Genomic DNA, 24,620 nt, shown 5'->3' on the forward strand with positions numbered 1-24,620 from the left:
TTATTTTTGGCCCCGTAACTCAGTTGGTAGAGTGTCACCTTGACATGGTGGAAGTCGTTGGTTCGAGTCCAATCGGGACCACCATTTAATCGAGCCTTAATCTCAAATATTTCAAATTTTTTTCTTATCTAAATTTAAATGCAAATTTTAATAATATTATGCGTGAGCGGAAATAAATTTTTTAAAAGGGTCAAATTAGGGGTCAATTAGTTTCCTTAAACTTCACAAACTACGATAAAATGGGGATTTCATAAGATAAAGTGGCTCCGGATGCTGGATTCGAACCAGCGACCAAGCGGTTAACAGCCGCCTACTCTACCGCTGAGCTAATCCGGAACGAGTATTAAATGGTGCGGATGAAAGGACTTGAACCTTCACGCCGTAAAGCACCAGATCCTAAGTCTGGCGTGTCTGCCAATTTCACCACATCCGCAAAAAAGAAAGCGCATTATAGCCAAAAGCTCTTAATGCTAGCTTAAATGGTACGCCCATCAGGATTCGAACCTGAGGCCTACGGCTTAGAAGGCCGTTGCTCTATCCAGCTGAGCTATGAGCGCATAAAAAACAAAATCAGTGGTACGCCCGAAAGGAGTCGAACCTTCAACCTACAGATCCGAAGTCTGTTGCTCTATCCAATTGAGCTACGAGCGCGAAAGTGGGGTGAATTGTGGGAATCGAACCCACGACCCTCAGGACCACAATCTGATGCTCTAACCAACTGAGCTAAACTCACCACAATGGTCGGAGCGAAAGGATTCGAACCTTCGACCCTCTGGTCCCAAACCAGATGCGCTACCAGACTGCGCTACGCTCCGATAAATGATGTGGATTGAAAAAGGAAACTTGATTATATATAATTTTTAAAATTTTGTCAATGAAATTTAGCTTAAAAATTTAAAATTTAGAAAGAATTTTATTTATGGCGAATTTATGGATAATTTTACGAGCGATACAATCAAAAATATAAATATGTAGTTCCTTTGCTTGGTTAAATAGCTAAAAAAGTCTTTTTAACTGAATTCAAATCAATATGCTTCTTGTCAAAAAAATATTTTTGTAAATCTAAATAATCTTGGTGTTTAATAATATAAATCATGTGAAATTTGCCATTATATGGACGCATATCGACTGTGGCTAATCTCCACAAAAGACTACCGGGATATTCTGGACGATAAAATTTAAAAGCTGGAAATAGCGAAAAATGTTTTAATTTCCCGCCTAAGATTAAATAAAAAACAATTTAAATAAGAAATTGAGAAAAATCCAAAGTGCATAATATGCAATCATTATTAAAATAGGCAATATTGATTTTAGACCAATCGATACCAAAACAATTGGAAAAAAAATAGTTAAATGAAAGTATATTCCATGAGAATATGGGAGATTGAAATTTCTCTCAAATGGTTCCAAATCTATCAATTTTTTAACTCTTTTAACTTCGCCATTTACGATAAATTCTATTGTTTTATTTGTAAATTTAGTTTCGCATTTATTTTTGATAATGTAATAATAAAAAGCCCAAATAATATGTAAAATTACAAAACCAAAAAGAGAATAGTATAAAGTTTTAATCATTTCTTTTTTGTCTATATCATCGCCATAATAATCAATACAAATAATTAATAAGGCAACAAACGATCCAATAAAACAAAATAAGTCTAAATTTTTAAGAAAAAATTCATAAGGATTTTTGATAATAATTGGCTCTTTGTCGTAATCTCGTTGATTTGAATTTTTATTTCTAACATTTTTATTCCAGTTTTCAAAATTTTCCAAATTTAATCCTTTTATAAAATCTCGGTCAGTATCGTTGATACCGAATTTTTTAAATTTACAAATTTAAACCTACTTTTATAAATTCATGCAATTAGTAAATCTAAATTTATATTTTTCATCCATTTTCTCACTCACATAAAATAAATTTATTTGTCATCAAACCAAGATACAGATAGAAAAAATTTCTTTTCTACCTTATCTAAACTCTTGCCTGTTTTAACCAATAAATATTTTTTGATTTCATTGTATTGTTTATCCGAACTAACCATAAAATTAAAAAATTTGCCGTCTTTATCTTGCAGCCAAATGACATCGTAAAGACTATCTTTCAAACCGCCATATTTGTGATGAATTATAAATTGTGGCAGATATACTGCACCAAATGCAAATGCCATTACAAATATAAAAGAAACAAGGCCTCCTGTGGCAACAAGAGCCATTAAATAAACAATCAATAAAACTAAACCCGAAAATAAAATAAGTTTTGTAATAAATGGGCTTAAATTAAAATTTGGAAGTGCAGAAGACATAGTTTTTGATATGCGATGAATATTGTTAGTTAAAATGGATTTTTGCAACCCATTTTCTAATTCTTTCGTTATTTTGTTTTCATAAAAATATATAGTCGAGTTGCTTTCCAAATTTTTAAGCGAATTGCTTATGTTTATATATGTCAAAATTATCAAAATAACAGCCCTATCAATGCGACTTCTATCAAAAATGAAAAGATAAACTATGCAAGAAAGCAACAAAACAATTGTGATAATTATACTTGCGAATTTTGCATTTGATAATTCATCTTTTATAACAATCGGATTTTCATCATAATTTCGCAAATTTGATTTTTTAATATTTGGTTTATTTTCTAAATTTTTATTTTCCAAATTTAATCCTTTTATAAAATCTTGGTCAGTATCGCGATACTAAAATTTTAAATTTTATAAATCAGATGTTTTTAAAAGAGTTTATCAAAATTTTCATTAGCGCAAGTCCTCGACAGCGGTGCGAAATTTTGCCCTTAATCCGCGCTGGAAGCTCGCCTATGGTTTTGCCCAAATCGCCATCTCCAAGCTCTTCGTAGCGACGCGGAATAAACATAAAATCATACCCAAACCCATTTTCCCCGCGCTCTTCGCAAATCACTTCGCCGTGCATAAATCCGTGCGTGCAGTATTCGCCAAAGTGCGATTTCAGCGCGATTGCAGCCACATAGTGCGCCCCTGAGCTATGCACGCCACGCGCGATTAGCTCGCTAGCTAGTTTCGCGCGATTGCTAGCGTCCGTCGCGCCCTCGCCACTAAATCTGGCCGAATAAATCCCAGGCGCGCCACCTAAAATATCCACGCAAATCCCGCTATCATCGCTCATCACGAGATATTCGCGGTGCAGGTCTCGCGCTAGTAGCCTCTCATAGACCGCGCGCACCTTTATCAGCGCATTTTCTTTGAAACTCTTGCCGTCTTCAATGATTTCAAAAGGCTCCAAAACCTCGCCAAGCCCGTAAATTTCGTCGTTTTTGAAAAATTCTCTAATCTCGTTAAGCTTATCTTTGTTGCCAGTGGCTACTAAAATTTTCATATCAAATCCTTGCGTAAAAACGCTTATTTTATCCAAATTTGACAAAATTTTAGCTACAATCACGGACAAAAATAATCTTTAAGGCTTTCGATGTTAAATACAATTTTGCCACTTAGTTTTATCGCAGCGACCCGCTTTTTTGGGCTTTTTATCCTGCTTCCGGTGCTTAGCTACTATGCTTTGGAGCTTCGCGGTGCTGATGAAAAACTAGTCGGCGTTTTAATCGGCGTGTATGCGATCATGCAAATGCTCTTGCAGACCCCATTTGGCGCGCTTAGCGATAAAATCGGGCGCAAAAACACTATCGCAATCGGCCTTGTGATTTTTATCGCAGGATCTGTGATTTGCGCGTTTGCTAGCGACATTTACACTATGATTTTGGGACGATTTGTGCAGGGCTGTGGGGCCATCGGAGCTGTGGCAACGGCGCTGATTAGCGATTTTACCACGGAAGAAAACAGAGGCAAGGCAATGGCGATAATGGGCGCGATGATAGGCTGTGCCTTTGGCGCGGCGATGATTTTAAGCCCAGTTTTGAGCGCGAAATTTGGGCTAGAAAGCCTTTTTTGGCTAAGCGTCATTTTGACGATTTTTTGCCTGATTTTGCTATTTTCTCTCGTGCCAGCTGAACCCAAAATTCGCTCCAAAATGCCCAAAAAATCCTCACTTGCGCTTTTGCGAGATAAAAATTTATCCTTGCTAAATTTGAGTAATTTTTTCCAAAAAGCCTTTATGACGACCGCATTTTTCCTAATCCCCATAATGCTTCACTCTAAATTTGGCTTTGCGCAAGACGAATTTATCAAAGTCTATGGCATAGCTATGATTTTTGGATTTTTGGCTATGGGTGCAAGTGGCGCAATGGGCGAAAAACGCGGACTTTCAAAGCAAATTTTGCTTCTTGGAATTTTATTTTTTATTGTTTCGTATTTGATTTTTGCTTTTGCAAACAACCCTTATTTTTTTATTTTCGGCGTGATTGTATTTTTCGCCGGATTTAACGCGCACGAGCCCATTATGCAGAGCCTCGCGTCGAAATTCGCCAAAACCGCAAACCGCGGCGAAGCACTTGGAATTTTCACTTCGTTTGGGTTTTTTGGCAGTTTTATCGGGGGCGTGTGTGGCGGGCTAGCGTATGGCTGGGTCGGTATTTTGGGTATCGGGCTGGTCGTGGCAGTGCTTGGGGCGGTGTGGTTTGCGATGATTTTATCACTGCCAAATCCGAAAATTTTTAAAAATTTATATTTTGATAAAGCGCTAAATTTCGATTTTAACGCCATTAGCGGGCAGGCTGGGATTGTCGAAATTTACGAAAACGGCGAGAATTTCGTCGTCAAATACAACTCAAAAATCATAAGCACAGAAGAGATTAAAAATTTGCTAGGAGCCACCGATGCAGTTTGAAAGTTTGCAAAGCGCGGTTGCGAGGTTTAAAGCCAGCGTCGCGCCCGAGAAAAAGAGCGAAATTTTGCCCCTAAACGAGGCTTTGGGGAGAATTTTAGCCGATGAAATTCGCGCGCCATTTGCCAAGCCAGAGCGCCCTACCGCCTCCATGGACGGATACGCGCTAAATAGCGCAAATTTGGCGTGCGGGGCGAGATTTAAGGTCATCTCGCAAACCCCTGCTGGAAGCATGCCAAATACTGCGCCGAATTTTGGCGAGTGTGTCAAAACCTTCACAGGAGCGATTATGGCGAGGGGCGCGGATACTCTCGTGCCTGTGGAAAATGTCAGCGTCTGCGGTGATGAAATCATAATCAATAAGCCTGTGCCTGCTGGCTTTGCCGTGCGAAAAATCGGCGAGAGCTACGAAAAGGGCGAGGTTTTACTAAGCGCAAACTCACGGCTAAATTTTGCAAGCATTGCGCTTTTGGCTGAGCTTGGCATGGCTAGCGTGGCAGTGTTTGCGCACCCAAAAGTCGCTATAATCGCCACTGGAAGCGAAATCAAACGCCCGGGCGAGGCATTAGAAAACGAGGCGCAAATTTATAGCTCAAACAACTTCGCGCTTTTAAATTTGGCGCGTGCAATGGGGTTTGAAGTGGTGAGCGAGCAAATCATCAGCGACGATAAAGACGCCCTAAAAAGCGCGCTCTTTGGCGCACTCTCGCACGCTGATATCGTAATCACCAGTGGCGGAGTGAGCATGGGGGATTATGATTTTATGAAGGCTTTGGTGAGGGAGAATTTCGAAATCCTAGTCGATAAAGTCGCCATAAAACCGGGTCGCCATGTCAAAATCGCCAAATTTGGCGAGAAATTTATCTTTGCGCTTCCTGGATTTCCGCTTTCTAGCATTGTGACTGGGTTTTTGTTTTTGCGTGCGTTTTTGAGCGCGAAATTTGGGCTTGATGACGGGTGCGAGAGTAGCGCGATTTTGAGCAACGATTATGCGAAAAAATCGCCGTTTTTGGAGTTTGCTCTTGGCGATATCAGCGTCCAAAATGGGCAAATTTTTATCTCTACTGCGGGTAAAAAGCAAGGATCTAGCGCGATTTTAAATAATTTTGGCCCAAATTCTGCCCTTCTAATCGCGGAGCAAAATTTAAGCGCAAATTCTGTGGTGAAAATTTTGCAAATCCCAAGGTGGTGAGGTTTGGATTATTTCAAATTTTCCCAAATTTTATTAGTTAAAATATCTAAAATTTCGCTTTGAAATATGATTTTTGCAAATTCTAAATTTTGGGAATTTGAGTTTAAATTTCGCTTATTAATTATTGTTCCAAATACAATCAACAACCACCAAATTCGCAGGGTGTCCGATTATTTGAATATCGAATTTTAAACTAGTTTCAATCTTGCTTGAAGCATTATGAATTCTAAAACTAAATTGCCAACCGCCGTCCAAATAAAGTTCTAGTGTGTTTTTGCTGTTTGGTTTAAAATCAAAATTTACAATGCGTGTCGGCAAAGAAGCAATCGGAACTATAATTTTTGGTTTATTTAAATTTGAACTTTTATTAAGCGTTCCGCGCAAATTAAAACTTTGAATTTGCGTAATTTTTTTATTATCGACACTTATGATTTTATAAAAATCAAATTTGCCGATAAGATATTCAACTAAAAATTTAGGAATATTTTTACTTTTTTCATATTGTTTTAGAATTTCATTTTTAAATGCCATTAAAATCGGTTTATAAACAACTTCATCTTTATTTTTCAAATCTTTCCAAAACAAACCTTTTTTGTTTTGTAAAAATTCAAAAATCCCTTTTATATCTTGTTTATATTTGTCAGAACAAGGAATTTTATACCATTTTTCGCCAAAATCAAGTTCTTTCGATAATCTACTATGTTTTACGGCAAAATGATTATGTTTTACGCTTAGCCCGATTATCCAAGAGATATTTTTTCTTTGTATCAAAATATCTCTCACATCCCCGTTTTTTCCTGCATTATCGGATTGAGAACTTAAAACAATTTCATCGTCACTATCTAAAATATTTGGCTCCCTATCAAAAATAGCTTCGCACATTGCGGTTGCGCTTTTCATATAGAGTTTTTGCTCGTCTAAATTTATTAGTTGCCAAGTTTTGCGTATGGTTTCAAAATTTCCATCTTGTAAGATTTTAACAATTTTCCCAAATTTTTTAATTTCGTTTTCCAATGCCGCAATACAAGCATATTCGTAGGCTCTGCCTTGATTATTACTTTTATTACTCATAAAATTATCCTTTTTTTATTGCATTTTTTATGGATTTTGCAATTTCATACGCCAAATTTACAGGAACGGCGTTTCCTATCATTTTATAACCGTCATTTATGCTTTCGTAAATAAATTTAAAATCATCACTAAAACCTTGAATTCTAGCGCACTCTCGGACACTTAATCGCCTATATAAACTCTCTTTGCCACTTACAAACCTGCAATCATTTTTACCAAATTTAACCATTTTTGGAGCCTGTGGGTGAATTTGACACTGCCTACCGGAAGCCTGAATAGTAAAAGCTTGTTCGTTCCACGATTTTACGCGATTTCTACTCATAAAAATAGGCGAAAATGAGCCTATGAAATATTCATTATTATTTATAGAATTTGGATTGTGTTTATTATTTTTTAATGCTGGTAATGCTGTATTTTGTAAATCAAAAATAGTATCTTTTAAAACAATTTTATCTTTATTGTTTTTAGTAGAGCCTTGCGGAAAGCTAAAATTCACACTTAAATCTTTACGAAAACCTATAAAAAACACTCTTTTGCGCTCTTGGGGAACGCCATAATCTTTTGCATTTACCAAATTTACGCTTACTTCATAGCCACATTTTTCAAACAAATCTAAAATATTTCTGACTGCCGTTTCGTGTCTTTTTGAGAGCATTCCGCTAACATTTTCGGCAAGAAAAAATTTTGGCTTTACAGCCTTTAAAATTCTAATATATTCAAAAAATAATTTTCCCCGTTCATCATCAATACCACGCAAAGCACCTGCTTCACTCCAAGATTGACACGGCGGTCCGCCGATAATGCCGTCAATATCTTTCGGCAACTCATCTGTGTTTATTTTTTTAATATCACACTTTAAAAGTTTTGTTTTTGGGTGATTTATTTCGTAAGTTTGCCAAATTGTTTTATCAAATTCATTTGCCAAAACAATATTTGAACCAGCTTTTTCAAAACCCAAATCAAGTCCGCCACAACCACTAAACAAACTAATTATTTCCATATATTATCCATAAAACAAATACTTTTATTAATCTACTAAACCAATACAACTCTACGCAAGCAGATTTTTATATCAACTCCTACTTAATCTCACTAAGTTTGCAACTAGAAGTTATCGCAAATTTGGTCAAAAATGCCTTATTTTCGCGATCAATCCTGCGAAGCTCGTCGATTTGGGCCGGGTCGTATTCGTGCGAAAAATCAAGGTCTTCTAGCGGAAATAGCGCCTTTTCAAGCTCCTTGCTTAAAGCCTTTATGCGCGCGCCGTCCTTGCAAGCTTCGAGCGATTTATGCAAATCTTGCATGATTTGTTCTGCCTTTTGTGGCGCGACCTTCATCGGCGTAAATTCCGTGCCAAAAACGCAAGCGCAAAACGCGCAAATTAAAGCGATTTTTCTCATTAGTAATCATCTCCGTCGATGTTGTTGTAGTTTAGCCCTTCGCCATCATCGTAGCTATAATCGTCCTCGTCGTAAGCGTAGTTATAGCCCTCTTCGCCCTCGATTATATCCTCATCGTAATCGTCTAAATCCTCGTATTCTTCGAAGTCTTCGTCAAACTCTCTCATCATCTCCTCCTTCACTAAATTTCGGGTTATCATAATCAAATTTTGGTAATTTTTCAACATACAAACTCTGCGACGGAAAGGCAAATTCTAGCCCGTTGTTCTCGACAATCTGCATGATTTTAAACAAAATATCCTCTTTAATCTGCAAATAATCATCTCTCATAACGGTTTTTGTGAAACAATACACCAAGATATTCACAGAACTATCGCCGAAGCTATCAAGCACCACATTCATCGTGCTTTTATAGCCCGCTAGATCGTCGATTGAGACCATGTTTTGGCGTGAGCGCATACGAAAATCGCGCGAATTTGTCGCACTATCGCCAGATTGAGCAATCCTAGGGTGCGCTTTTAGCATTTCTTTGATATCTTCGATACACTTTCTAAGCTGTTCTGATCTAGCAGAGTATGTTACGCCCACGATGATATTGATATGGCGGCCGACCTTGCGGCGGTTCCAGTTTTTGATATTTTGCGCCATAATGTTTGCATTTGGCACGAAAACAAGGGCGTTATCAAAGGTTCTAATCGTGGTTTTTCTAAACCCGGTCTCCACGACCGTGCCCTCTATGTCGCCCACTACGACATGATCGCCTTGGGAGAAGGAATTATCAAACAAAAGCATGATTGATTGGAAGAAATTTGCGATAATATCCTTAGTCGCAAACGCAATCGCCAAACCTCCGATTCCAAGCGAGGCTAGTATCGCGCTGACATCAAAACCTAGCCGTTTTAGGATAAGCAAGAGCGCGATTATGACGACGATAATATATAAAATTTTGATAACCAAATTTATAACATCTTTTCTAACGCCCTTTTTAGCGATATTTCCTAGCACGATTATGCCGTATCCGTCGATGATTTCGATGATGACCCACGCCCACAAAATGACATAGATTATCGACAAAATGCTAGCAAACCTTATCGGCACAGGGGCTGGATAGAAAAATATCACCAGCGAAATATCTATCGAATACGCTATCAAAAGCACGCCAAGTGGGCGTTTTATCGTGGCTACGACCTGCTCTTTTATGGTTTCTTTATCAATAGCTGTGGAGCGATTGATGATTTTAAAGACGAAATAAATCAAATTCGCTAGCACCCTGCGAAGCGAGTAGAAAAAGAGCATTATCGCGCTAATTAACACGATTTTGCCGAAATTTATGCGTCTATCTTTGATAGGGGAAATTTCATTTATGCTATCGATTGCGGATTTGAAATTTAGGCTAGTAAAAATCACGCTAGATGCGAGCAAATCGGCATTTGAGTGCAGATAGGATAAAATTTCCTCGTAAGTTGCTTTATCATTTTTAAGCTCGCTAAATTTAGCCACGAAATTTTCGGCATCTTCTTGCGATTTTAGGGCTTCTTTTAGCTTGGAAGTTTTATCTAGCGAATACTCCGAAATCCTGCTAAGCGCGTCCTCTAAGCTCATTTTTAGCTCATCTTTGCTCGCACCATTTACAAAAAGATTATCAAGTTTTAAAATTTCTTGATAAAAAATATCCCCAAGCGCCATTCTATCGGCACTAACCGCTGCGCTCACATATTCGATAGAATTTTGCTTTTTCGCAAATTTCGCCAGCGTATCCTCGATATTTTTCTTAATCTCAGCGTATTTTAAAAGCCCTTCCCTACTTAGCGTATTATTCGTAATCGCCATAGGAACGCTCTCTAAAAGCCTTGCTTTGTTTTCTTTAAGGGTTTTTAGCGAGCTATCTGTGGCGTTGGCTTCGCCTTTTGGCGAGATAGCAAGGATTTTTTTATTTATCTCTTTGATCTCATTTACCACGCGATAAAAGGAATTTGCGCCGTTTGTTTCGTTTGCGTTAAGTTCGTTTTGTGCGACCTTATTTACGATCATATCATAGACTTCGCTTTTGTTCGCATCGCCCCCTGAAACCTCGCTCAAAAACTCCTCGACTTCCTTTTTTTTCTCTTCTAAATTTGGCGCAGGAACTGCGCTTTGGCTCGAATTTTGTTCGGTTAGGTTTGCTTCGCTTTTATTCGCTTCTGCGTAGATAAAATTTAGGCAAAGCGCACTAATCAAAAAGCTGATGAGAAATTTTTTCATAGTCATAATCCTTGTTTAATAGCGCAAAATGGTCATTGTGCGGGTCATAGTTGAAAATTTCGCCCGTTTCGATGATATAATGCCAGCCAAAAATTTTAATCTCACCTGCCATGTAACCCTCTTTGACATTTGGGTAGCTTAGCAGATTTCGTATTGAATTTACGATATTTAATCGCTCGGCTAGCCACTCTCTTTTAGCTTTATCGTTGATGCAGTGCTTTGAAATTTGATCTTTTACCCCAGACATCAAATTTATCCATTTTTTCACATTTGGGGTTTTTTGTAGTTTTGCCTCGTCATAAAACAGCGCCGCGCAACCACCGCAGTTGCTGTGTCCGCAAACGATGATTTGCTTGATCCCTAAGGCATACAGCGCGTATTCGATAGCCGCTGTGGTAGCGACGAAATCATCACTAACGCGATATGGCGGGACGATGTTTGCGATATTTCGCACTACAAACATTTCTCCCGGTTTTGTCGAAGTTATGAGCCCTGGCACCACGCGCGAGTCCGAACACCCGATAAAAAGCGTGTGCGGGGTCTGCGTGTTTGCCAAAGAGCTAAAAAGCTCAGCGTGCTCGGCGTAGTTTTCTTCCATAAATTTAATTGCACCATTGATTAGTTGTTCAGCCAAATTCTCTCCTTTTTAAAAAACGGCTGATTATATATTGCTTTTTTAAATAGAAAAAATTTTAGCTATTTATTATATATTTGGTAAAATTTTGCTAAACTCCCTTCCCAAAATTAAAAAAAGGAGAGAAAATGAGTCTTTACGATAGAAATCATCTTACTAGCGAATACGACGCGAGCTACGATGCGCCATTAGAGCAAGGCAGAGTTAGCAAACTCATCAAAGAAACCTATGCTCTTTTAACGGCTTCTATGGTCGCAGCTGCCGCTGGTGCGTATGTAGCGATGAGCACAGGCGTAGCAATGGGGCTAAATCCGTTGCTATATTTTATTTTGATGATTGGTTTGATTTTTGCAATGCAATTTGCCGTCAATCGCGGAGCTAACAGCCTTGCGTTGATTTTGCTTTTTGCCTTTACATTTATCACAGGTCTTACACTAGGTAAGGTTTTATCGCTTTATATCGGTGCTGGTATGGGTGGCGTGGTAACGCAAGCTTTCGTGGCTACTGCGGTTGCATTTGGCGCACTTACTGTGTATGCGATGAATTCAAAAGTAAATGTCGATGGCTGGGGCAAACCACTATTTATTTCACTAATTACAGTGATTATCATCGGATTTTTGAACTACTTTTTCTTCAAAAGTTCGCTTGTGAGCCTAGGAATTTCTGGTTTTAGTGCGCTTTTGTTTTCGTTTTATATCATTTATGATACCAAAAACATCATCAACGGCGTCTATACTTCGCCAATCATGGCAGCTGTGGGTATGTATCTAAATATCTACAACCTTTTTATGTCACTTCTAAATATCCTTGGTTTTGCAAACAGGGATTAAAATTTAGGGCGCAAATTTGGCGCCCTTAACTTAAAATTTATATTTTTTTCATTATAATGCCAAATTCAATTTTTTTCAAAGGTTAATATTGTGACTACTTTATTTTTGGTTTTACAAGTAATTTTTGCTATCGTAATAACAATCGCCGTGTTGTTACAAAAAAGCTCATCTATCGGTCTTGGCGCATATAGCGGAAGCAACGAAAGCCTATTTGGCGCAAAGGGACCTGCTGGATTTTTGGCCAAATTTACAGCGTTTATGGGAATTTTATTTGTGGCAAACACTCTTGCTTTGGCATATTTTTATCAACAAGACGCAAAATCATCAGTAATCGACCGCGTCAAAGTAGAACAAAAACAAAGCGAAGCGCCGAAAAACGCCGTTCCAGCCGTGCCAAGCGCACCAAAGGCAAATAGTTTAAATATAAAGCCTTCGTTTGATAACGCAGCTAATGCTTTGCAAAGTGGAGCAGAAAAAATTTCAGAAGCAGTTAAAAACAACGCTAGCGCGGCAGTAGAAGCTGTAAAACAAAGCATAGAGGGCGTAGAAAACAATATCTCACAAGCTAGCGAAAAAATCGAACAAAAAGCTAGCGAGCTTGGCGCAGCAATCGAGGGCAACGCCACAGAGGCCCTCAAAACTCTAAGCGATCAAAACCAATCAAAATAATTCTAAATTTTTGCATTTAAAAATGTCAAATTTCGCATTTTTAAATGCAACTCTTATTTTTTTTACGCTACAATTCACAAATTTTTCTTACAAAGGATTTTAATGTTAGACTCTATTTATAAAGACCAGAAATCGCACTGCGACAAAGCTATTGAAGCCCTTAAAAAGGACTTTGGGACACTTCGCACCGGCAAGGTAAATATAAATATCCTAGACCATATCACTGTTGATTACTACGGAAGCCAAACTCCACTCAATCAAGTCGCTACCGTTTTGGCAACAGACGCTGTTACGATCACAATCACGCCTTGGGAAAAACCAATGCTAAAAACGATTGAAAGCGCGATTGCAGCGGCAAATATCGGCGTAAATCCGAACAACGACGGCGAGGCTGTGAAGCTGTTTTTCCCACCGATGACGGTAGAACAAAGACAAGAAAACGCCAAAAAAGCCAAAGCAATGGGCGAAAAAGCAAAAATCAGCATTAGAAATATCAGAAAAGACGCGAACGACGAGGTTAAAAAACTAGAAAAAGACAAAGCTATTAGCGAAGATGACGCTAAAAAAGGCTACGATGAAGTGCAAAAAATCACCGATAACTACTCAGCCAAAATCGATGAAACCGTAAAAGCCAAAGAGGCAGAGTTATTGAAGGTTTGATAATGGAAATCGAAAAAATTTACAAAGAAAACGGCGCGTATTTGCACGGGCATTTTTTGCTCAGTAGCGGGAACCACTCCGAATACTACCTCCAAAGCGCGAAAGTTTTAGAAAACCCTGCCCTAGCTGGGGAGTTAGCAAGCCAGCTAGCGAGCGTCATAAAAGATGCTGGCATTAGCTATGATAGCGTCTGTTCGCCCGCACTTGGCGGAATTTTGGCTGGTTACGAGCTAGCCAAGCAAGCTGGCAAACGCTTTATTTTCACTGAGCGAGTCGAAAAGGTTATGAGCCTAAGACGCGGTTTTGAAGTCAAAAAGGGCGAAAAATTTGTAATCTGCGAAGATATCATCACTACGGGAGGCTCAGCATTAGAGAGTGCGAAAATCATCGAAAGCCTTGGTGGCGAGGTTGTAGCTTTTGCAGCCCTTGCAAACCGCGGATTTTGCGCAGTGGCAAATTTAGGCAACTCGCGCCATGAAAGCTGCAAACTCCCATTTGATAAACCACTTTTTACGCTTGGAAATTTCAGCTTCGAAATTTACGAGCCAAATTCCTGCCCGCTTTGCAAAAACGGAAGCGTGGCAATCAAACCTGGTTCGCGCGGAAACTAAATTTCGCGCGAAATGCAAAATTATTCAAGGAAATTTAAGTGGCAAAGCAAAAAGCGGTAATCGCGCCAGTGTTTTTACGCATAAAGGCCTTTATCGTCGATATGTTTTTCATCGCAATGCCACTTTTTTATATCACGACCTACCTTGTTTTGGGCTCGAAAGAGGCTTTTCAAAGTAACCAAATCGCAATCGCGCTAATCTGGCTAGCTTACGGGGCAATCTGCGCGGTTTTTTACGCCAAATCAGCCCAAAGCCCTGGCTATAAATTTTCAAATATCTATCTTATCAATCTTCGCTCGGGGCGCAAAATTTCATTTTTTCGCGCGTTTTTGCGCTTTTTGTGCTTTATTTTGGCGGGATTTAGCATGATTGGGCTATTAATCTGCTTTTTTCGCAAAGACAGGCTCTGTCTGCACGATATCCTAACCCACACAGCAGCCGTGAGGAAAAGCGACAATGGCTGAGATTTGCGGTATCGACGAGGCTGGCAGAGGCTGTATCGCAGGGCCTTTGTGCGTGGCAGGCTGTGTTTTGCATGCCCAAATTTCAGGGCTAAATGACAGCAAAAAACTAAGCGAAAAAAAACGCGAAGAACTATTTGAAAAAATCATAAAAAACTCAAATTTTAAAATAGTCGAATTTTCTAGCAAAGATGTCGATGAAATGGGGCTTAGCGCGTGTTTAAAAACTGCGCTTGAAGAGATTGTGGCGCACTTCGGGGGGCAAAATTTCGACATTATTTTTGACGGAAATTCCAAATTTGGCGCAAGTGGATTTCGCACCATGGTTAAAGCCGACGCTAAAATCGCAGAGGTAAGCGCAGCCTCGATTTTAGCGAAGGTTACGCGCGATCGCAAAATGCGAGAAATCGCTAAAATTCACCCAGAATTTGGCTTTGAGAAAAACAAAGGATACGGCGCAAAAGCCCATATTGAGGCGATTAAAAAATTTGGCTACACAGAATTTCACCGCAAAAGCTACCATTTAAAGGCGCTGGAAAAGTCGCTGTTTGATTGAAATTAATTTAAGTTATAAAAAAGATTAATTTTGCCAAATTCTTTGAATTTGGCAATTTTTTTAGCATTTACCTGCTTTTCTTAATAGCTTGTTGCAGTTTGCAGAGCCTTTTTGGCTAGATGAGCCACCTACCTTTGTGCATAATGAATCAAATTTTGTGCCGCCAAACAATGTGAAATTTCTCTCGAAATAGCAGCGATATGTATTGCCTTTTTTGTCTTTTACTTTGTAATTCACGGTATTATACATCCCGCTACCTTCGACATTGACGGAGTTTTCGACAATGGTTAGATTTGACTGATCGACGCCAGTTGCCATCTCTGCACTGTTTAAAATCTCGCTGGTTTGGGGTTGCTTGGCAGATCCACAGCCAGATAGCCCAAGTCCTGCGACTGCGCATAATAAAATAAGTTTTTTCATAGTGAAATCCTTTGAAATAAAATAGGTGCGTATGTTACCCCGCCCCCCATTAATTTTCGCTGAAATTATCATTAAATTTTTTTGGATTTTTTATAATACTGCGCTAAAATTTTAAATTTTAAAATGCAAAATAAAATTTCGGCGCAGTATTTAGGGCTTGGTGCGCCGAAATTTTACGCAGAAAATTTACGCTAAATTTTGCAACGAAATTTTGTGCAAAATTCCGCTAAAATAGGCAAAATTTAGCCGTTTCGCCCAAATTTCAGCTTTCGCCTTTTTTCATTTTTGCGATTGCTTCGAGAGCGGATTTATAGGCTCTCTCGCCGATTTCACGAGCCTTAGAGCCGACACTTTTTGATTAAAATTTTAAATCGCATTGAATAAACATTAAATTTTTTGCCATAAAATAGCGAAATTTTTTATGGGGGCAAATTTTGCTTAAAAAAATTATTTTGATTTTCGCGCCATTTTTTTTAATGGCTAGTTGGGAAGAGGTCGCTGTAAAGGGACTAGATGTGATGATAAGCGCCAATGTCGGCGACAGCGAAAATTTCAAACGCTCTCTTTCTTCGCTTATCGAGCGCGCCGCGAGAGAATACGCCAAATCAGGCATAACGCAATACGAGCTGGATTTGCCAAATTTCATCGCCAAAAAAATGAGCCCAAACTCCCCTGCTGCGCGCACTATGCGTCGCTCACTAACCCAAAGCCTAACCCCTGCAATCCCAAATTTAAAGCAAATTTTGCAATCCAAAATCTCAGCTATGGACGAAAACTCCACGCAGGCCATAATGCGTGGCGAGCTAAGCCTAGCACATTATATGAGAGTTAATGCCTTTAATGAAATTTACGCCGCCTTGCGCCCAAATATTGAAAACCTTGCCAGCAACACAAGCTTTGCCAAAAGCTACAAAAACGCCACAGGAAGCGAGATCGGCGATGATTTTGCGAACGAATTTACAAGCGAGTTTTTGAACGACGCCTTTGATAAACTAGTCGCCCACGAACGCGAATTTCGCAACAGCACAGAGGCGATGTTTAATATCCTAAAAACTATTCGCTAGCTTATGCGCTCTAAATTTAACCAGCCAAATTCAACCCTTATTTGGGAGCTTGCCCTAATTTGCGTCGCGCTGATTTGGGGTAGCACCTTTATCCCCGTCCAGCGCGCCACTGCAAATGCCGATATTTTTAGCTTTTTGTTTTGGAGATTTTTGCTCGCTAGCGTTTTTATGTATCTTGCGAGCCTGAAATTTAAGCCTAAATTTGACACAAAAACCATATTTTTCGGCATTTTTTGCGGGCTAATGCTCTTTTTTGACTTTACCTGCCAGACCTTTGCCCTGCGCTATACTCTATCATCATCGGTAGCCTTTATTTTGGGGCTTAATGTCATTATGGTGCCATTTATGATGTATGCGTTTTTTCGCAAAAGTGTTGGAATTTTCGCTTTTTTAGGCGCAGGCGTGGCAGTTTTGGGGCTGTTTTTTCTAAGTGGGGCTAGCAATGTTGGCTTTAACCTTGGCGAGCAACTCACGCTGATTTCTGCCTTTATGTATGCCCTGCATATCGTATTTACCGGCGTTTGCGCTAGGAGGTGCAACCTGCATGGCTTTGTGGTGATGCAGTTTGTTTGCGTGAGTGTTTGCACGCTTTTTGCCGCGATTTCCACGCCACACGAAAATTTCGCAAATTCCATAAATTTAATCGGAAATTTGACATTTTCCTTCAAATTTGACTTCATTTTCGCCCTGATTTTAACCTCGATTTTCGCCACTGTTTTTGCATTTTTTATCCAAACACTAGCCCAAGAAAAGGGCGTCAGCGAGATTAAAACGGTGCTTATTTTCACGCTCGAACCACTTGGCGCTGGCGTGCTAGGATACATTTTTGGCGAAAAGTTAAGCCCGCTTCAAATCACGGGCGCAGGTTTGATACTAGGTGGAATTTTACTAAGCGAGCTTGGCGGGATTTTAAGCGCGAAATTTCGCAATAAGCGCAGTGGCGAAAAAGCAGACCGAAGCGATTAAAATTATCGCCGCACCGCTTGTGAGATTGTAAAAATAGCTTAGCGCTAGCCCACTAAGGCAAAAAATCGCAGAAATTATCACAGCACTTATCATCATAATGCCTAAATTTTTCGAAATTTTCTCCGCGATAAATGGCGGGATCGTCATCAGCGAAATGACTAGTATCAGCCCCACAATCTGGATTGCGCTCACAATCGCAAAGCTCGCCATTATCACCAAAACATAATAAAACACGCTCGTATTTACCCCACGAAGCGTGGCAAACTCCCTATCGAAGCTAATCGCCAAAAACTGCCTATAAAAGCAGATTATAATCAGCACAAAAACAGCGTCGCAAATGAGAGTGAAATTCAAGGTCGCGCTATCAATAGCCAAAATCGAGCCAAACAAAAAGCTCATCAAATCGCTTTTATAGCCCGGCGCAAGGTCAGCAAAAATAATCCCCAGAGCCATACCAAAAGCCCAAATTGCGCCGATTATGGCGTCAAATCGTTCGTTATTTCTAGCCGTGATATATGCAATTATCAGAGCCAAAAGTAGCGAAAACACGCTCGCACCCAAAAGTGGCGAAAATCCAAAATATATCGCCATACCGACCCCACCATACGCCCCGTGCGCGATTCCACCGGCGATGAAGCTCATTTTATTTATGACGATCAATGAGCCTATCACGCCACAAATTACGCTGACTAAAAGTGCGCCCATTAGGGCATTTCGCATAAATTCCAAAGCCAAAATTTCACTCATGCTCGTCCCCGCAGTGGCAATCATTTAGCGCAAGCTCGACCGAGCAAAAATGCCCATGCTCCTCGCGCAGGTGTTTTAAAAACTTCGCCCTCCCACTTGGATGCACGCTGTGCATGTGAAGCGAACCACCACTGACATAAACAGCGCGGTTTGCGTAATTTAACGCCAAATTTAGATCATGGCTAATCATAATAATGCCCGTGCCCTCTGAATTTAGGCTTTTTAGCAGTTCATAAATCTGCACCTGCCCCATAGTATCGATACTAGCCAAAGGTTCGTCCAAAAGCAAAATTTTCGCATTTGCGCACAAAGCGCGCGCGATATAGACCCGCTGTCTCTGCCCCCCACTTAACTCGCTGATTTTTGCCTCGCTAAGATCTCTCATACCCACTCGCTCCAAGGCTTCAAGGGCTTTTAGGCGATCTTTTTTGGTGTAAAATCCAAAAATTTTTTTATCTATTAGCCCCATTAAAACCACATCAGCCACGCTGATTGGAAAGCTTTTGTTAATAGCGATGAATTGGGGCACATAGCCGATTTGCTTCCTAGCAGCAACCGGGGATTTGCCAAGCACCTCGATTTTGCCACTATCTGGTCTTAAAAGTCCCAAAATCAGGCGCAAAAGCGTGCTTTTGCCACTGCCATTGGGTCCAAAAATAGATAAAAAATCGTTGATTTCATACTCTAAATTTATCGAATTTAAAATTTGGCGCTTTTCGTAAGAAAACGAAAGGTTGCTAAGCTTTACGGCGCTCATTTTTGCGCCCCTTGGTGTGAAATTTCATCGATTAGCTTTTTAAGCTCGCTTTGCCACTCATAGCTTAAAAAATCGATTTGTGTGAGCTTTGCGCCTGTTTGGGTGGCTAGGATTTGCGCTGCCTTGCTTGCAAACTGCGGGCTAGTGAAAATCACGCCGATTTTTTCATCATTTGCTAGCTTTATCAAATCCGCCAAATCAGCCGGTTTTGGCTCGCCACCACCTTGCTCGACTGCGATTTGAGCGAGATTATACCTGCGCGCGAAATACCCAAGTGTAGGGTGATAAATGATAAATTTCGCCCCAGATAAATTTCCTAAATTTTGCAAAGCATAAGCGTGAAGCTCGTCTAATTCGGCTTCAAATTTAGCCAAATTTTGCTCGTATTTGGCGCAGTTTGCGCCGTTTAGTTCGCATAAATTTTTAGCGATATTTTGCGAAATTTGTTTGACTAAAATCGGATCTAGCCAAATGTGCGGATCGGCTCCGTCGTGGGCGTGGTCGCCCTGCTCCTCGTGTTTTTCGGCGCGAGTATCACCCTTGCCAACTTCCTCGTGCGTTTCACCCAAATTTTCGAAATTTACCTTCTCTATCCCTACGCTTAAATCATAAAATTTCACCCCGCTAGCGTTTGCGCTAAACCTTTTTAACCATACCTCATCAAACTCCGTGCCTATCCCAAAATACGCCACGCTCTTTGCGATATCGCGCATTGTGGCGGGTTTGGGCTCGTATGTGTGAGGATCTGCGCTCTTATCCACGACGCTTTTTATCACAAAATCATCATCTGCGATTTTTTGCGCGAAATATCTCACAGGCTCGATTGTTACGCTAATTTGCGCCAAGTCTTGGGCAAAATTTGCGCTAAATAAAAATGGGATTATCAAAAATTTGGGCAAAATTTTCATAAATTCTCCTTGTAAAACTGACGATTATATCATTTATAATAGAAATTTTGGTATTATTGCGAGAATTTGAGGTCGTTATGGAAAATATCTGGGACAAAAAAGCCGAAACTTACGCTAAATTCGATACAAATTTAAATGAATTTGGACAAAATTTATTTAAATTTATCGAAGACGAGGGGATAAATTTTGCAGGCAAAAGCGTCATCGACATAGGCGCAGGAACCGGCGTGTATTCGCTATATATCGCTACTTTGGGCGCTAGGCTTTACGCTCTTGATAGCTCGGCTGCAATGCTTGGCGAGCTAAAAATCAGCGCGCAAAAATATGGCATTAAAGTCGAGCAAATCATAAACGATGATTTTGCGAATTTTACCCAGAAAAATGAGCTTAAATTTGACATTGCGTTTTTGAGTATGAGCCCTGCACTGCGAAATGGGCAGGACTTTGATATGTTTTTAGCCCTAGCAAAACGCAAAATTTATGTAAATTGGGCGAGCGAGCGAAATTCCTCGATGTTGTCGCCGATTTTCGCGCATTTTGGGATAAAAAAATCTAGTCTAAATTTAACCACGCAAAATTTCGAGTTAAATTTAATAAACAAAAATATCCCTTACAAATCGCGCGAGATTAGCGAAAGGCGCATACAAAGGCGAAATTTAAGCCAAGCGGTGCAAAATGCGCTGTGGCATTTGGGGGTAAATGGCGCAAATATCAGCGAAAAGTCGCTAGAAAATCTTTTGGAAAAACAGGTAAAAAATGGGATTATCACAGATGAAATCAACGCTACTTTCAAAGCTTTTATTATTTAGCATTGTCCCTATTTTAGGCATTTGCGATGATATTTTCACACCGCTAAAAATGCCAGCGTTTAGCCCCGAAAAAGCTAGCCTTGGCATGAAGCTTTACCGCGACGCTAAATTTAGCGAGCAAAAGCGCTCTTGCGATAGCTGCCACAATCTATACCTAAACTCATCGGGCGCTAGCGTGCGAAATGGCGAAATCCCCACAATCCTAAATGCTTATTATATCGAGCGATACTCGGGCGGAAACTTTTTCCCTAGCCTAAATGAGCGCATTAAAACCTCGGTTTTAAGCCCCAAAGAGTTAGCCTCATCAAAAGAGAAAATCGAGCTAATAATCACCCAAAATATAGCCTACAAACGCGAATTTAAAAAGCTCTATGGCAAGGCAAATTTCGAAAATTTCGTCGATGCCTTGGGCGAGTATCTGAAATCAAAAACCACGATAAATTCTAAATTTGACCGCGTTTTGCGCGATGAGGAAAAATTCAGCGAAAGCGAATTTAAGGGCTATTTGCTCTTTATCGAGCTGTGTTCGTATTGTCACAATGGCGCGAATTTAGGCACCAACTCATACGCCAAAGTGCCTAATAAAAACCTAAATTTCAACCCAAACACAAGGATTTCAAACCATCGAAGCCACACTAACAACTATCGAAGCCACACTTACAAAAGAGTGCCGACCCTGCGAAATATCACCAAAACAGCCCCTTACATAAACGGCGAGTATTCGCTAGCGCGCTCGATTAAATTTTTGTTCCGCGATGTGTTTGATTACAGCTTAGATGATGATGATTTGCAAAATTTGCTGGATTTTTTGGCGACATTATAAGGAGTTATGATGAAAAAATTATTTTCAAATTTTAACCAAATTAGTAAAGACACCATAAACTGGATAATCATGAGTATTATCATGATAATAAGCCTTAGCTTCGCGCTAAGTTACTTTATTTCGCTAAAAAATGTCTCCGACTACAACGCCGTAACACGCCAAATGACGATGATTTATGATGCGAACACTAGGCTAAATACGCTCTTTGCCTCTGATAAACCTAGTCGTGATTTTAGCTCGATTAACGAAAATATGAAAGTCGTGTATAACACCCTAGATACGCTGGGGCAAAATCCGCTGATTTTGGATAATTCATTTAGCAATGATATCGAGTATCTAAAAACAGCCTTTGCCGAAAAAATCAAACTCATCGACGAGCTAGGCGCGCTAAATTCGCAAAATAGCGTCATCTTGCACGCGATAGAGCAAAAATACATCAACCCAAACTCGCGCTACGAAGTGGTAAATATTTTCTCGCAAATCACGCAGCTAAACTACAATAACTACACCGAAATTTACGCTATTAAAGAAAAAATCAAATACATAACTCCGCAAAATTTAACCGAGCAAAATTTCTTAAAAAACGCAAATTTGGTGCTTGATAATCTCACTAAGCTAAATTTGATTATCACGCGAAATGAAAGCGCAATCAACGGCAAATTCAAGGATTTAAGGGAAAAATTTGCGAATTTCAACGCCGAATTTTATAACTCGTTTTCCGAAATGACTATGGTTTTTACCGCGATATTTTTGACATTTTTGCTCATCACTTACATGGTAAATTCAGACGCAATCAGCAAAAAACAAAAACTCCGCCCATACAAAGCCCTAGTCGATAGGAACGAAAACGCCGTGTTTTTGCTAAATCATAAATTTCAAATCACCTACGCTAACAAGCAAGTAACCGAAATGTTTGGCTACAAACTAGACGAGCTAAAAGGCAAGGATATCGGCATAATCGCAGCTAGCGAGGACCATGCCAAATTCGAAAAAAAACTTAAAGAAGAAAGCGATAAGATTGGATATTTCACGCAGCAGCTGCGTTTGCTAGATAAAAATGGCGCGCCGATTAACTCCAAAATAAAGCTCTCAAAATTAGACGAAAAGTCCAAATACCCGCACTATGGCGTTTTTATCAAAGATATGCGCCCAAATGAGGCTATGCAAGCTAGCCTAGCAGCAGCAGAGCAAACCCTGCTCGAACAAGGCTATGTCGATAAAATGACAAATTTCGGTAGCGAACTAGCCCTAAATGAAAGGATAATCAAACCAGAGATAGAAGGCTATATCATCTACCTAACAATCGCGAATTTTGATAATCTTAGACTATTTTATTCTAGCGATATTACTAGCCAAATCATAAAGGTATTTGCAAGGTCGCTTGATTTGTTTTTGGTCACAGAAAAAATCCCAGCCCAGCCATTTCGTATGCAAGGCGATGAATTTTGCCTATTTTATCCCGTTCATAAAGCTAGCAAAGAAAATATCGATAATAGAATTATTGTCGCAAATCATGTGCGCAAAATCATCGCAAAATTTACAAACCAACAGACCAAAATCGCAACCAAAGCTGGCGACATAAGTGTAACGATAAATGTCGTGGCTGGCGTAAGTAGCAACAAAGACAATAATCGCGCTACAAGGGTATTTCAAGCGGTCATGGCGATGTATGAAGCACAGCAAAAAAACGAGAATTTGGAGTATTACCGCCCAAACAACCCAATCGAGCTAAAATACACCCAAAACCAGCTGATGATAAACACAATCCAGCAAGCAATCAAAACAAACCATGTCTTCGTGCTCGTCCAGCCGATTTTCGATATCTCAAAATCAGATCCAAACGGCAGGGAATACGGCACGCAAAGGACAAATTTCGTCCCTCTTGTCTATGAAATTTTAATCCGTCTAATCGATGATTCTGGCAGGGTTAGGCACCCGGGCGAGTTTATGGATGTCGCAAAACAGGCCTCACTTTACACTTCGCTGACAAAAATCGTAATCGAGGAGGCATTTAGGCTAATCGAAAATTTCCCAAATTCGAAATTTAGTATAAATTTGTCGTTTTTCGATATCGCAAACAACGAAATTCGCGCACTTTTGGAAGAAAAATTAGCAAAGGCAAAAAACGCGAAAAATCTCTTTATCGAAATTTTAGAGAGCGAGGAATTCGACGATTACGATAGTCTGCGAAAGTTTATCGCCACAGCCAAAAACCGCGGCTGCAAGATAGCTATCGACGACTTTGGCTCGGGGTATTCAAACTACTACCGCGTTTTGACTTTGGATGTGGATTTCATCAAAATCGATGGCGCACTCATCAAAGATATCGTAGCCGATGAAAGCTCGCGCGCGATCGTGGAGACTATCACAGCCTTTGCGAAAAACAGAAATTACGAAATCATCGCAGAATATGTCGAAAATCACCAAATTTCGACGATTTTGGAGAGCATGGGCATAAAATACATGCAAGGATTTTTTTACAGCAAACCAATGGAACCATCAAAAATCGCCGTGTAAATGGCGATTTTATCGTGGTTGTAAGCTAAATTTGCTTAATTTGTCATTGTGCGTAAATTTTGCTAAATCTGTAAAAATTTAAAATTTTACAAAAACACTGACCCTGAATTTTATATTCGTAGATTGCTTCGGCGATAAATCGCCTCGCAATGACAAATCGAGCGTAAATTCTGCCTAATTTGTCATTGCGAGGAGCAAAGCGACGAAGCAAAACAAGCGTAGCGGTGGCGTGCGAAGCACGACAGGTTTGGACGAGCCGTAGGCGAAGTCAATCTACGAGCGAAAATTACCAAAATGCAAATTCCGTGTCATTGCGAGCGAAGCGAAGCAATCCAAAGAAATTTAAATTCAAAATTCTACTTAAATTTTGCATTAAACGATTTTTTGAATTTGACCTGTGCCGTGAAATTCTCTGTAAGGGGGAGGGCGCGCTTTTTAGGAGACGCTACCCTCCCCCTTACCAACCCCCACCCCTGTAAAACCTTAGAAGTGGCTAAATTTTAAAAAGCGTTGCTTTTTAAAATTTAGC

25 protein-coding genes, 7 tRNA genes and 1 pseudogene are annotated in these 24,620 nt (G+C 39.9%); 14 read left to right on the top strand and 19 right to left on the bottom strand.

The window, feature by feature from the left end; translation table 11 throughout:
- Positions 1-8 precede the first annotated feature (8 nt).
- Positions 9-84: transfer RNA gene (locus OFO00_RS07125), tRNA-Val, on the top strand.
- A gap of 177 nt (positions 85-261) precedes the next feature.
- On the opposite strand, the gene OFO00_RS07130 is transcribed toward OFO00_RS07125, so the two are convergent.
- The 9 genes from OFO00_RS07130 to OFO00_RS07170 form a co-directional block, all read right to left on the bottom strand.
- Positions 262-336: transfer RNA gene (locus OFO00_RS07130), tRNA-Asn, on the bottom strand.
- Positions 337-348: 12 nt separating this feature from the next.
- Positions 349-433, bottom strand: a tRNA-Leu gene (locus OFO00_RS07135).
- A gap of 47 nt (positions 434-480) precedes the next feature.
- A tRNA-Arg gene (locus OFO00_RS07140) sits at positions 481-557 on the bottom strand.
- Between the two features lie 17 nt (positions 558-574).
- A tRNA-Arg gene (locus OFO00_RS07145) sits at positions 575-651 on the bottom strand.
- Between the two features lie 5 nt (positions 652-656).
- Positions 657-733, bottom strand: a tRNA-His gene (locus OFO00_RS07150).
- Between the two features lie 5 nt (positions 734-738).
- Positions 739-815, bottom strand: a tRNA-Pro gene (locus OFO00_RS07155).
- Between the two features lie 409 nt (positions 816-1,224).
- Complete coding sequence (locus OFO00_RS07160; protein WP_270865465.1) at positions 1,225-1,776, bottom strand: hypothetical protein; 552 nt, start codon at positions 1,774-1,776, stop codon at positions 1,225-1,227.
- 146 nt (positions 1,777-1,922) lie between these two features.
- The gene (locus OFO00_RS07165; RefSeq protein ID WP_270865466.1) at positions 1,923-2,660 is read right to left on the bottom strand and encodes a hypothetical protein; all 738 of its coding nucleotides are present in this window, start codon (positions 2,658-2,660) and stop codon (positions 1,923-1,925) included.
- A gap of 61 nt (positions 2,661-2,721) precedes the next feature.
- Positions 2,722-3,354 carry a non-canonical purine NTP pyrophosphatase gene (locus OFO00_RS07170; protein ID WP_270865467.1) on the bottom strand — a complete coding sequence of 211 codons (633 nt, stop codon included), beginning with the start codon at positions 3,352-3,354 and terminating at the stop codon, positions 2,722-2,724.
- A 90-nt stretch (positions 3,355-3,444) separates the two neighbouring features.
- On the opposite strand from OFO00_RS07170, the gene OFO00_RS07175 reads away from it, so the two are divergent.
- A complete protein-coding gene (locus OFO00_RS07175; protein WP_270865468.1) occupies positions 3,445-4,758 on the top strand; it encodes an MFS transporter in 1,314 nt (437 codons plus the stop codon).
- Complete coding sequence (locus OFO00_RS07180; protein WP_270865469.1) at positions 4,748-5,947, top strand: molybdopterin molybdotransferase MoeA; 1,200 nt, start codon at positions 4,748-4,750, stop codon at positions 5,945-5,947. Before OFO00_RS07175 ends, OFO00_RS07180 begins: the two co-directional genes overlap by 11 nt.
- Before the next feature lie 117 nt (positions 5,948-6,064).
- Here the strand turns inward: OFO00_RS07180 and OFO00_RS07185 are convergent, their stop codons facing one another.
- From OFO00_RS07185 to OFO00_RS07210, 6 genes are all read right to left on the bottom strand, one after another.
- Positions 6,065-7,018: a HaeIII family restriction endonuclease gene (locus tag OFO00_RS07185; RefSeq protein WP_270865470.1), complete on the bottom strand. Its 954-nt coding sequence runs from the start codon at positions 7,016-7,018 to the stop codon at positions 6,065-6,067.
- A 4-nt stretch (positions 7,019-7,022) separates the two neighbouring features.
- Complete coding sequence (locus tag OFO00_RS07190; protein ID WP_270865471.1) at positions 7,023-8,018, bottom strand: DNA cytosine methyltransferase; 996 nt, start codon at positions 8,016-8,018, stop codon at positions 7,023-7,025.
- Positions 8,019-8,097: 79 nt separating this feature from the next.
- Positions 8,098-8,418 (bottom strand): hypothetical protein, encoded by a 321-nt coding sequence (locus OFO00_RS07195; protein ID WP_270865472.1) that lies wholly within the window; start codon positions 8,416-8,418, stop codon positions 8,098-8,100.
- The gene (locus tag OFO00_RS07200; RefSeq protein WP_270858667.1) at positions 8,418-8,585 is read right to left on the bottom strand and encodes a hypothetical protein; all 168 of its coding nucleotides are present in this window, start codon (positions 8,583-8,585) and stop codon (positions 8,418-8,420) included. Before OFO00_RS07200 ends, OFO00_RS07195 begins: the two co-directional genes overlap by 1 nt.
- Positions 8,572-10,659 (bottom strand): mechanosensitive ion channel family protein, encoded by a 2,088-nt coding sequence (locus tag OFO00_RS07205; protein WP_270865473.1) that lies wholly within the window; start codon positions 10,657-10,659, stop codon positions 8,572-8,574. The genes OFO00_RS07200 and OFO00_RS07205 overlap by 14 nt, the downstream gene beginning before the upstream one ends.
- Positions 10,628-11,257, bottom strand: coding sequence for a carbonic anhydrase (locus tag OFO00_RS07210; protein WP_270865487.1), 630 nt, complete (start codon positions 11,255-11,257; stop codon positions 10,628-10,630). Before OFO00_RS07210 ends, OFO00_RS07205 begins: the two co-directional genes overlap by 32 nt.
- Positions 11,258-11,421: 164 nt before the next feature.
- On the opposite strand from OFO00_RS07210, the gene OFO00_RS07215 reads away from it, so the two are divergent.
- From OFO00_RS07215 to OFO00_RS07240, 6 genes and pseudogenes are all read left to right on the top strand, one after another.
- Positions 11,422-12,123 (top strand): Bax inhibitor-1/YccA family protein, encoded by a 702-nt coding sequence (locus OFO00_RS07215; protein ID WP_270865474.1) that lies wholly within the window; start codon positions 11,422-11,424, stop codon positions 12,121-12,123.
- A 90-nt stretch (positions 12,124-12,213) separates the two neighbouring features.
- Positions 12,214-12,534, top strand: a pseudogene (gene secG / locus OFO00_RS07220) (preprotein translocase subunit SecG); the annotation flags it as partial.
- 360 nt (positions 12,535-12,894) lie between these two features.
- On the top strand, positions 12,895-13,452 hold the full coding sequence (gene frr, locus OFO00_RS07225) for a ribosome recycling factor (RefSeq protein ID WP_270858664.1): 558 nt from the start codon (positions 12,895-12,897) through the stop codon (positions 13,450-13,452).
- A gap of 2 nt (positions 13,453-13,454) precedes the next feature.
- Positions 13,455-14,063, top strand: coding sequence for an orotate phosphoribosyltransferase (gene pyrE, locus OFO00_RS07230; protein WP_270865475.1), 609 nt, complete (start codon positions 13,455-13,457; stop codon positions 14,061-14,063).
- A gap of 38 nt (positions 14,064-14,101) precedes the next feature.
- Positions 14,102-14,527, top strand: a complete 426-nt coding sequence (locus OFO00_RS07235; protein WP_270865476.1) for an RDD family protein — start codon at positions 14,102-14,104, stop codon at positions 14,525-14,527.
- Positions 14,520-15,080, top strand: a complete 561-nt coding sequence (locus OFO00_RS07240; RefSeq protein WP_270865477.1) for a ribonuclease HII — start codon at positions 14,520-14,522, stop codon at positions 15,078-15,080. Before OFO00_RS07235 ends, OFO00_RS07240 begins: the two co-directional genes overlap by 8 nt.
- Before the next feature lie 60 nt (positions 15,081-15,140).
- Here the strand turns inward: OFO00_RS07240 and OFO00_RS07245 are convergent, their stop codons facing one another.
- Positions 15,141-15,500, bottom strand: a complete 360-nt coding sequence (locus OFO00_RS07245; protein WP_270865478.1) for a hypothetical protein — start codon at positions 15,498-15,500, stop codon at positions 15,141-15,143.
- Between the two features lie 434 nt (positions 15,501-15,934).
- Between OFO00_RS07245 and OFO00_RS07250 the strand changes: the two genes are divergently transcribed.
- Both OFO00_RS07250 and OFO00_RS07255 read left to right on the top strand, forming a co-directional pair.
- Positions 15,935-16,564 carry a DUF4197 family protein gene (locus OFO00_RS07250; protein ID WP_270865479.1) on the top strand — a complete coding sequence of 210 codons (630 nt, stop codon included), beginning with the start codon at positions 15,935-15,937 and terminating at the stop codon, positions 16,562-16,564.
- 3 nt (positions 16,565-16,567) lie between these two features.
- Positions 16,568-17,530 (top strand): DMT family transporter, encoded by a 963-nt coding sequence (locus tag OFO00_RS07255; protein ID WP_270865480.1) that lies wholly within the window; start codon positions 16,568-16,570, stop codon positions 17,528-17,530.
- Here OFO00_RS07255 and OFO00_RS07260 read toward each other — a convergent pair.
- Genes OFO00_RS07260 through OFO00_RS07270 form a run of 3 tightly spaced genes read right to left on the bottom strand, consistent with a single transcriptional unit; the run spans position 17,474 to position 19,942 of the window.
- Positions 17,474-18,277, bottom strand: coding sequence for a metal ABC transporter permease (locus OFO00_RS07260; protein ID WP_270865481.1), 804 nt, complete (start codon positions 18,275-18,277; stop codon positions 17,474-17,476). The two genes, OFO00_RS07255 and OFO00_RS07260, sit on opposite strands and share 57 nt — an antisense overlap.
- Positions 18,270-19,034 (bottom strand): metal ABC transporter ATP-binding protein, encoded by a 765-nt coding sequence (locus OFO00_RS07265; protein WP_270865482.1) that lies wholly within the window; start codon positions 19,032-19,034, stop codon positions 18,270-18,272. Before OFO00_RS07265 ends, OFO00_RS07260 begins: the two co-directional genes overlap by 8 nt.
- Positions 19,031-19,942, bottom strand: a complete 912-nt coding sequence (locus OFO00_RS07270; RefSeq protein WP_270865483.1) for a metal ABC transporter solute-binding protein, Zn/Mn family — start codon at positions 19,940-19,942, stop codon at positions 19,031-19,033. Before OFO00_RS07270 ends, OFO00_RS07265 begins: the two co-directional genes overlap by 4 nt.
- A gap of 77 nt (positions 19,943-20,019) precedes the next feature.
- Between OFO00_RS07270 and OFO00_RS07275 the strand changes: the two genes are divergently transcribed.
- The 3 genes from OFO00_RS07275 to OFO00_RS07285 are packed head-to-tail and all read left to right on the top strand — an operon-like array spanning position 20,020 to position 24,091.
- Positions 20,020-20,751 carry a class I SAM-dependent methyltransferase gene (locus tag OFO00_RS07275; RefSeq protein WP_270865484.1) on the top strand — a complete coding sequence of 244 codons (732 nt, stop codon included), beginning with the start codon at positions 20,020-20,022 and terminating at the stop codon, positions 20,749-20,751.
- Positions 20,699-21,574: a cytochrome-c peroxidase gene (locus tag OFO00_RS07280; RefSeq protein ID WP_270865485.1), complete on the top strand. Its 876-nt coding sequence runs from the start codon at positions 20,699-20,701 to the stop codon at positions 21,572-21,574. Before OFO00_RS07275 ends, OFO00_RS07280 begins: the two co-directional genes overlap by 53 nt.
- Positions 21,575-21,583: 9 nt before the next feature.
- Positions 21,584-24,091 (top strand): sensor domain-containing phosphodiesterase, encoded by a 2,508-nt coding sequence (locus OFO00_RS07285; RefSeq protein ID WP_270865486.1) that lies wholly within the window; start codon positions 21,584-21,586, stop codon positions 24,089-24,091.
- The last annotated feature ends 529 nt before the right edge of the window (positions 24,092-24,620 follow it).

The sequence above is a fragment of the Campylobacter sp. VBCF_04 NA7 genome, from assembly GCF_027737405.1.
GTDB lineage: Bacteria > Campylobacterota > Campylobacteria > Campylobacterales > Campylobacteraceae > Campylobacter_B.

Excerpts from the sequence above, each read along its gene's own strand:
- frr (WP_270858664.1), top strand. The coding sequence starts at position 12,895 with ATGTTAGACTCTATTTATAAAGACCAGAAATCGCACTGCGACAAAGCT.
- OFO00_RS07195 (WP_270865472.1), bottom strand. The coding sequence starts at position 8,418 with ATGAGAAAAATCGCTTTAATTTGCGCGTTTTGCGCTTGCGTTTTTGGC.
- OFO00_RS07255 (WP_270865480.1), top strand. The coding sequence starts at position 16,568 with ATGCGCTCTAAATTTAACCAGCCAAATTCAACCCTTATTTGGGAGCTT.
- pyrE (WP_270865475.1), top strand. The coding sequence starts at position 13,455 with ATGGAAATCGAAAAAATTTACAAAGAAAACGGCGCGTATTTGCACGGG.
- OFO00_RS07265 (WP_270865482.1), bottom strand. The coding sequence starts at position 19,034 with ATGAGCGCCGTAAAGCTTAGCAACCTTTCGTTTTCTTACGAAAAGCGC.
- OFO00_RS07170 (WP_270865467.1), bottom strand. The coding sequence starts at position 3,354 with ATGAAAATTTTAGTAGCCACTGGCAACAAAGATAAGCTTAACGAGATT.
- OFO00_RS07175 (WP_270865468.1), top strand. The coding sequence starts at position 3,445 with ATGTTAAATACAATTTTGCCACTTAGTTTTATCGCAGCGACCCGCTTT.
- OFO00_RS07280 (WP_270865485.1), top strand. The coding sequence starts at position 20,699 with ATGGGATTATCACAGATGAAATCAACGCTACTTTCAAAGCTTTTATTA.
- OFO00_RS07215 (WP_270865474.1), top strand. The coding sequence starts at position 11,422 with ATGAGTCTTTACGATAGAAATCATCTTACTAGCGAATACGACGCGAGC.
- OFO00_RS07240 (WP_270865477.1), top strand. The coding sequence starts at position 14,520 with ATGGCTGAGATTTGCGGTATCGACGAGGCTGGCAGAGGCTGTATCGCA.
- OFO00_RS07205 (WP_270865473.1), bottom strand. The coding sequence starts at position 10,659 with ATGAAAAAATTTCTCATCAGCTTTTTGATTAGTGCGCTTTGCCTAAAT.
- OFO00_RS07260 (WP_270865481.1), bottom strand. The coding sequence starts at position 18,277 with ATGAGTGAAATTTTGGCTTTGGAATTTATGCGAAATGCCCTAATGGGC.
- OFO00_RS07285 (WP_270865486.1), top strand. The coding sequence starts at position 21,584 with ATGAAAAAATTATTTTCAAATTTTAACCAAATTAGTAAAGACACCATA.
- OFO00_RS07245 (WP_270865478.1), bottom strand. The coding sequence starts at position 15,500 with ATGAAAAAACTTATTTTATTATGCGCAGTCGCAGGACTTGGGCTATCT.
- OFO00_RS07190 (WP_270865471.1), bottom strand. The coding sequence starts at position 8,018 with ATGGAAATAATTAGTTTGTTTAGTGGTTGTGGCGGACTTGATTTGGGT.
- OFO00_RS07185 (WP_270865470.1), bottom strand. The coding sequence starts at position 7,018 with ATGAGTAATAAAAGTAATAATCAAGGCAGAGCCTACGAATATGCTTGT.
- OFO00_RS07275 (WP_270865484.1), top strand. The coding sequence starts at position 20,020 with ATGGAAAATATCTGGGACAAAAAAGCCGAAACTTACGCTAAATTCGAT.
- OFO00_RS07270 (WP_270865483.1), bottom strand. The coding sequence starts at position 19,942 with ATGAAAATTTTGCCCAAATTTTTGATAATCCCATTTTTATTTAGCGCA.
- OFO00_RS07200 (WP_270858667.1), bottom strand. The coding sequence starts at position 8,585 with ATGAGAGAGTTTGACGAAGACTTCGAAGAATACGAGGATTTAGACGAT.
- OFO00_RS07180 (WP_270865469.1), top strand. The coding sequence starts at position 4,748 with ATGCAGTTTGAAAGTTTGCAAAGCGCGGTTGCGAGGTTTAAAGCCAGC.
- OFO00_RS07210 (WP_270865487.1), bottom strand. The coding sequence starts at position 11,257 with ATGGAAGAAAACTACGCCGAGCACGCTGAGCTTTTTAGCTCTTTGGCA.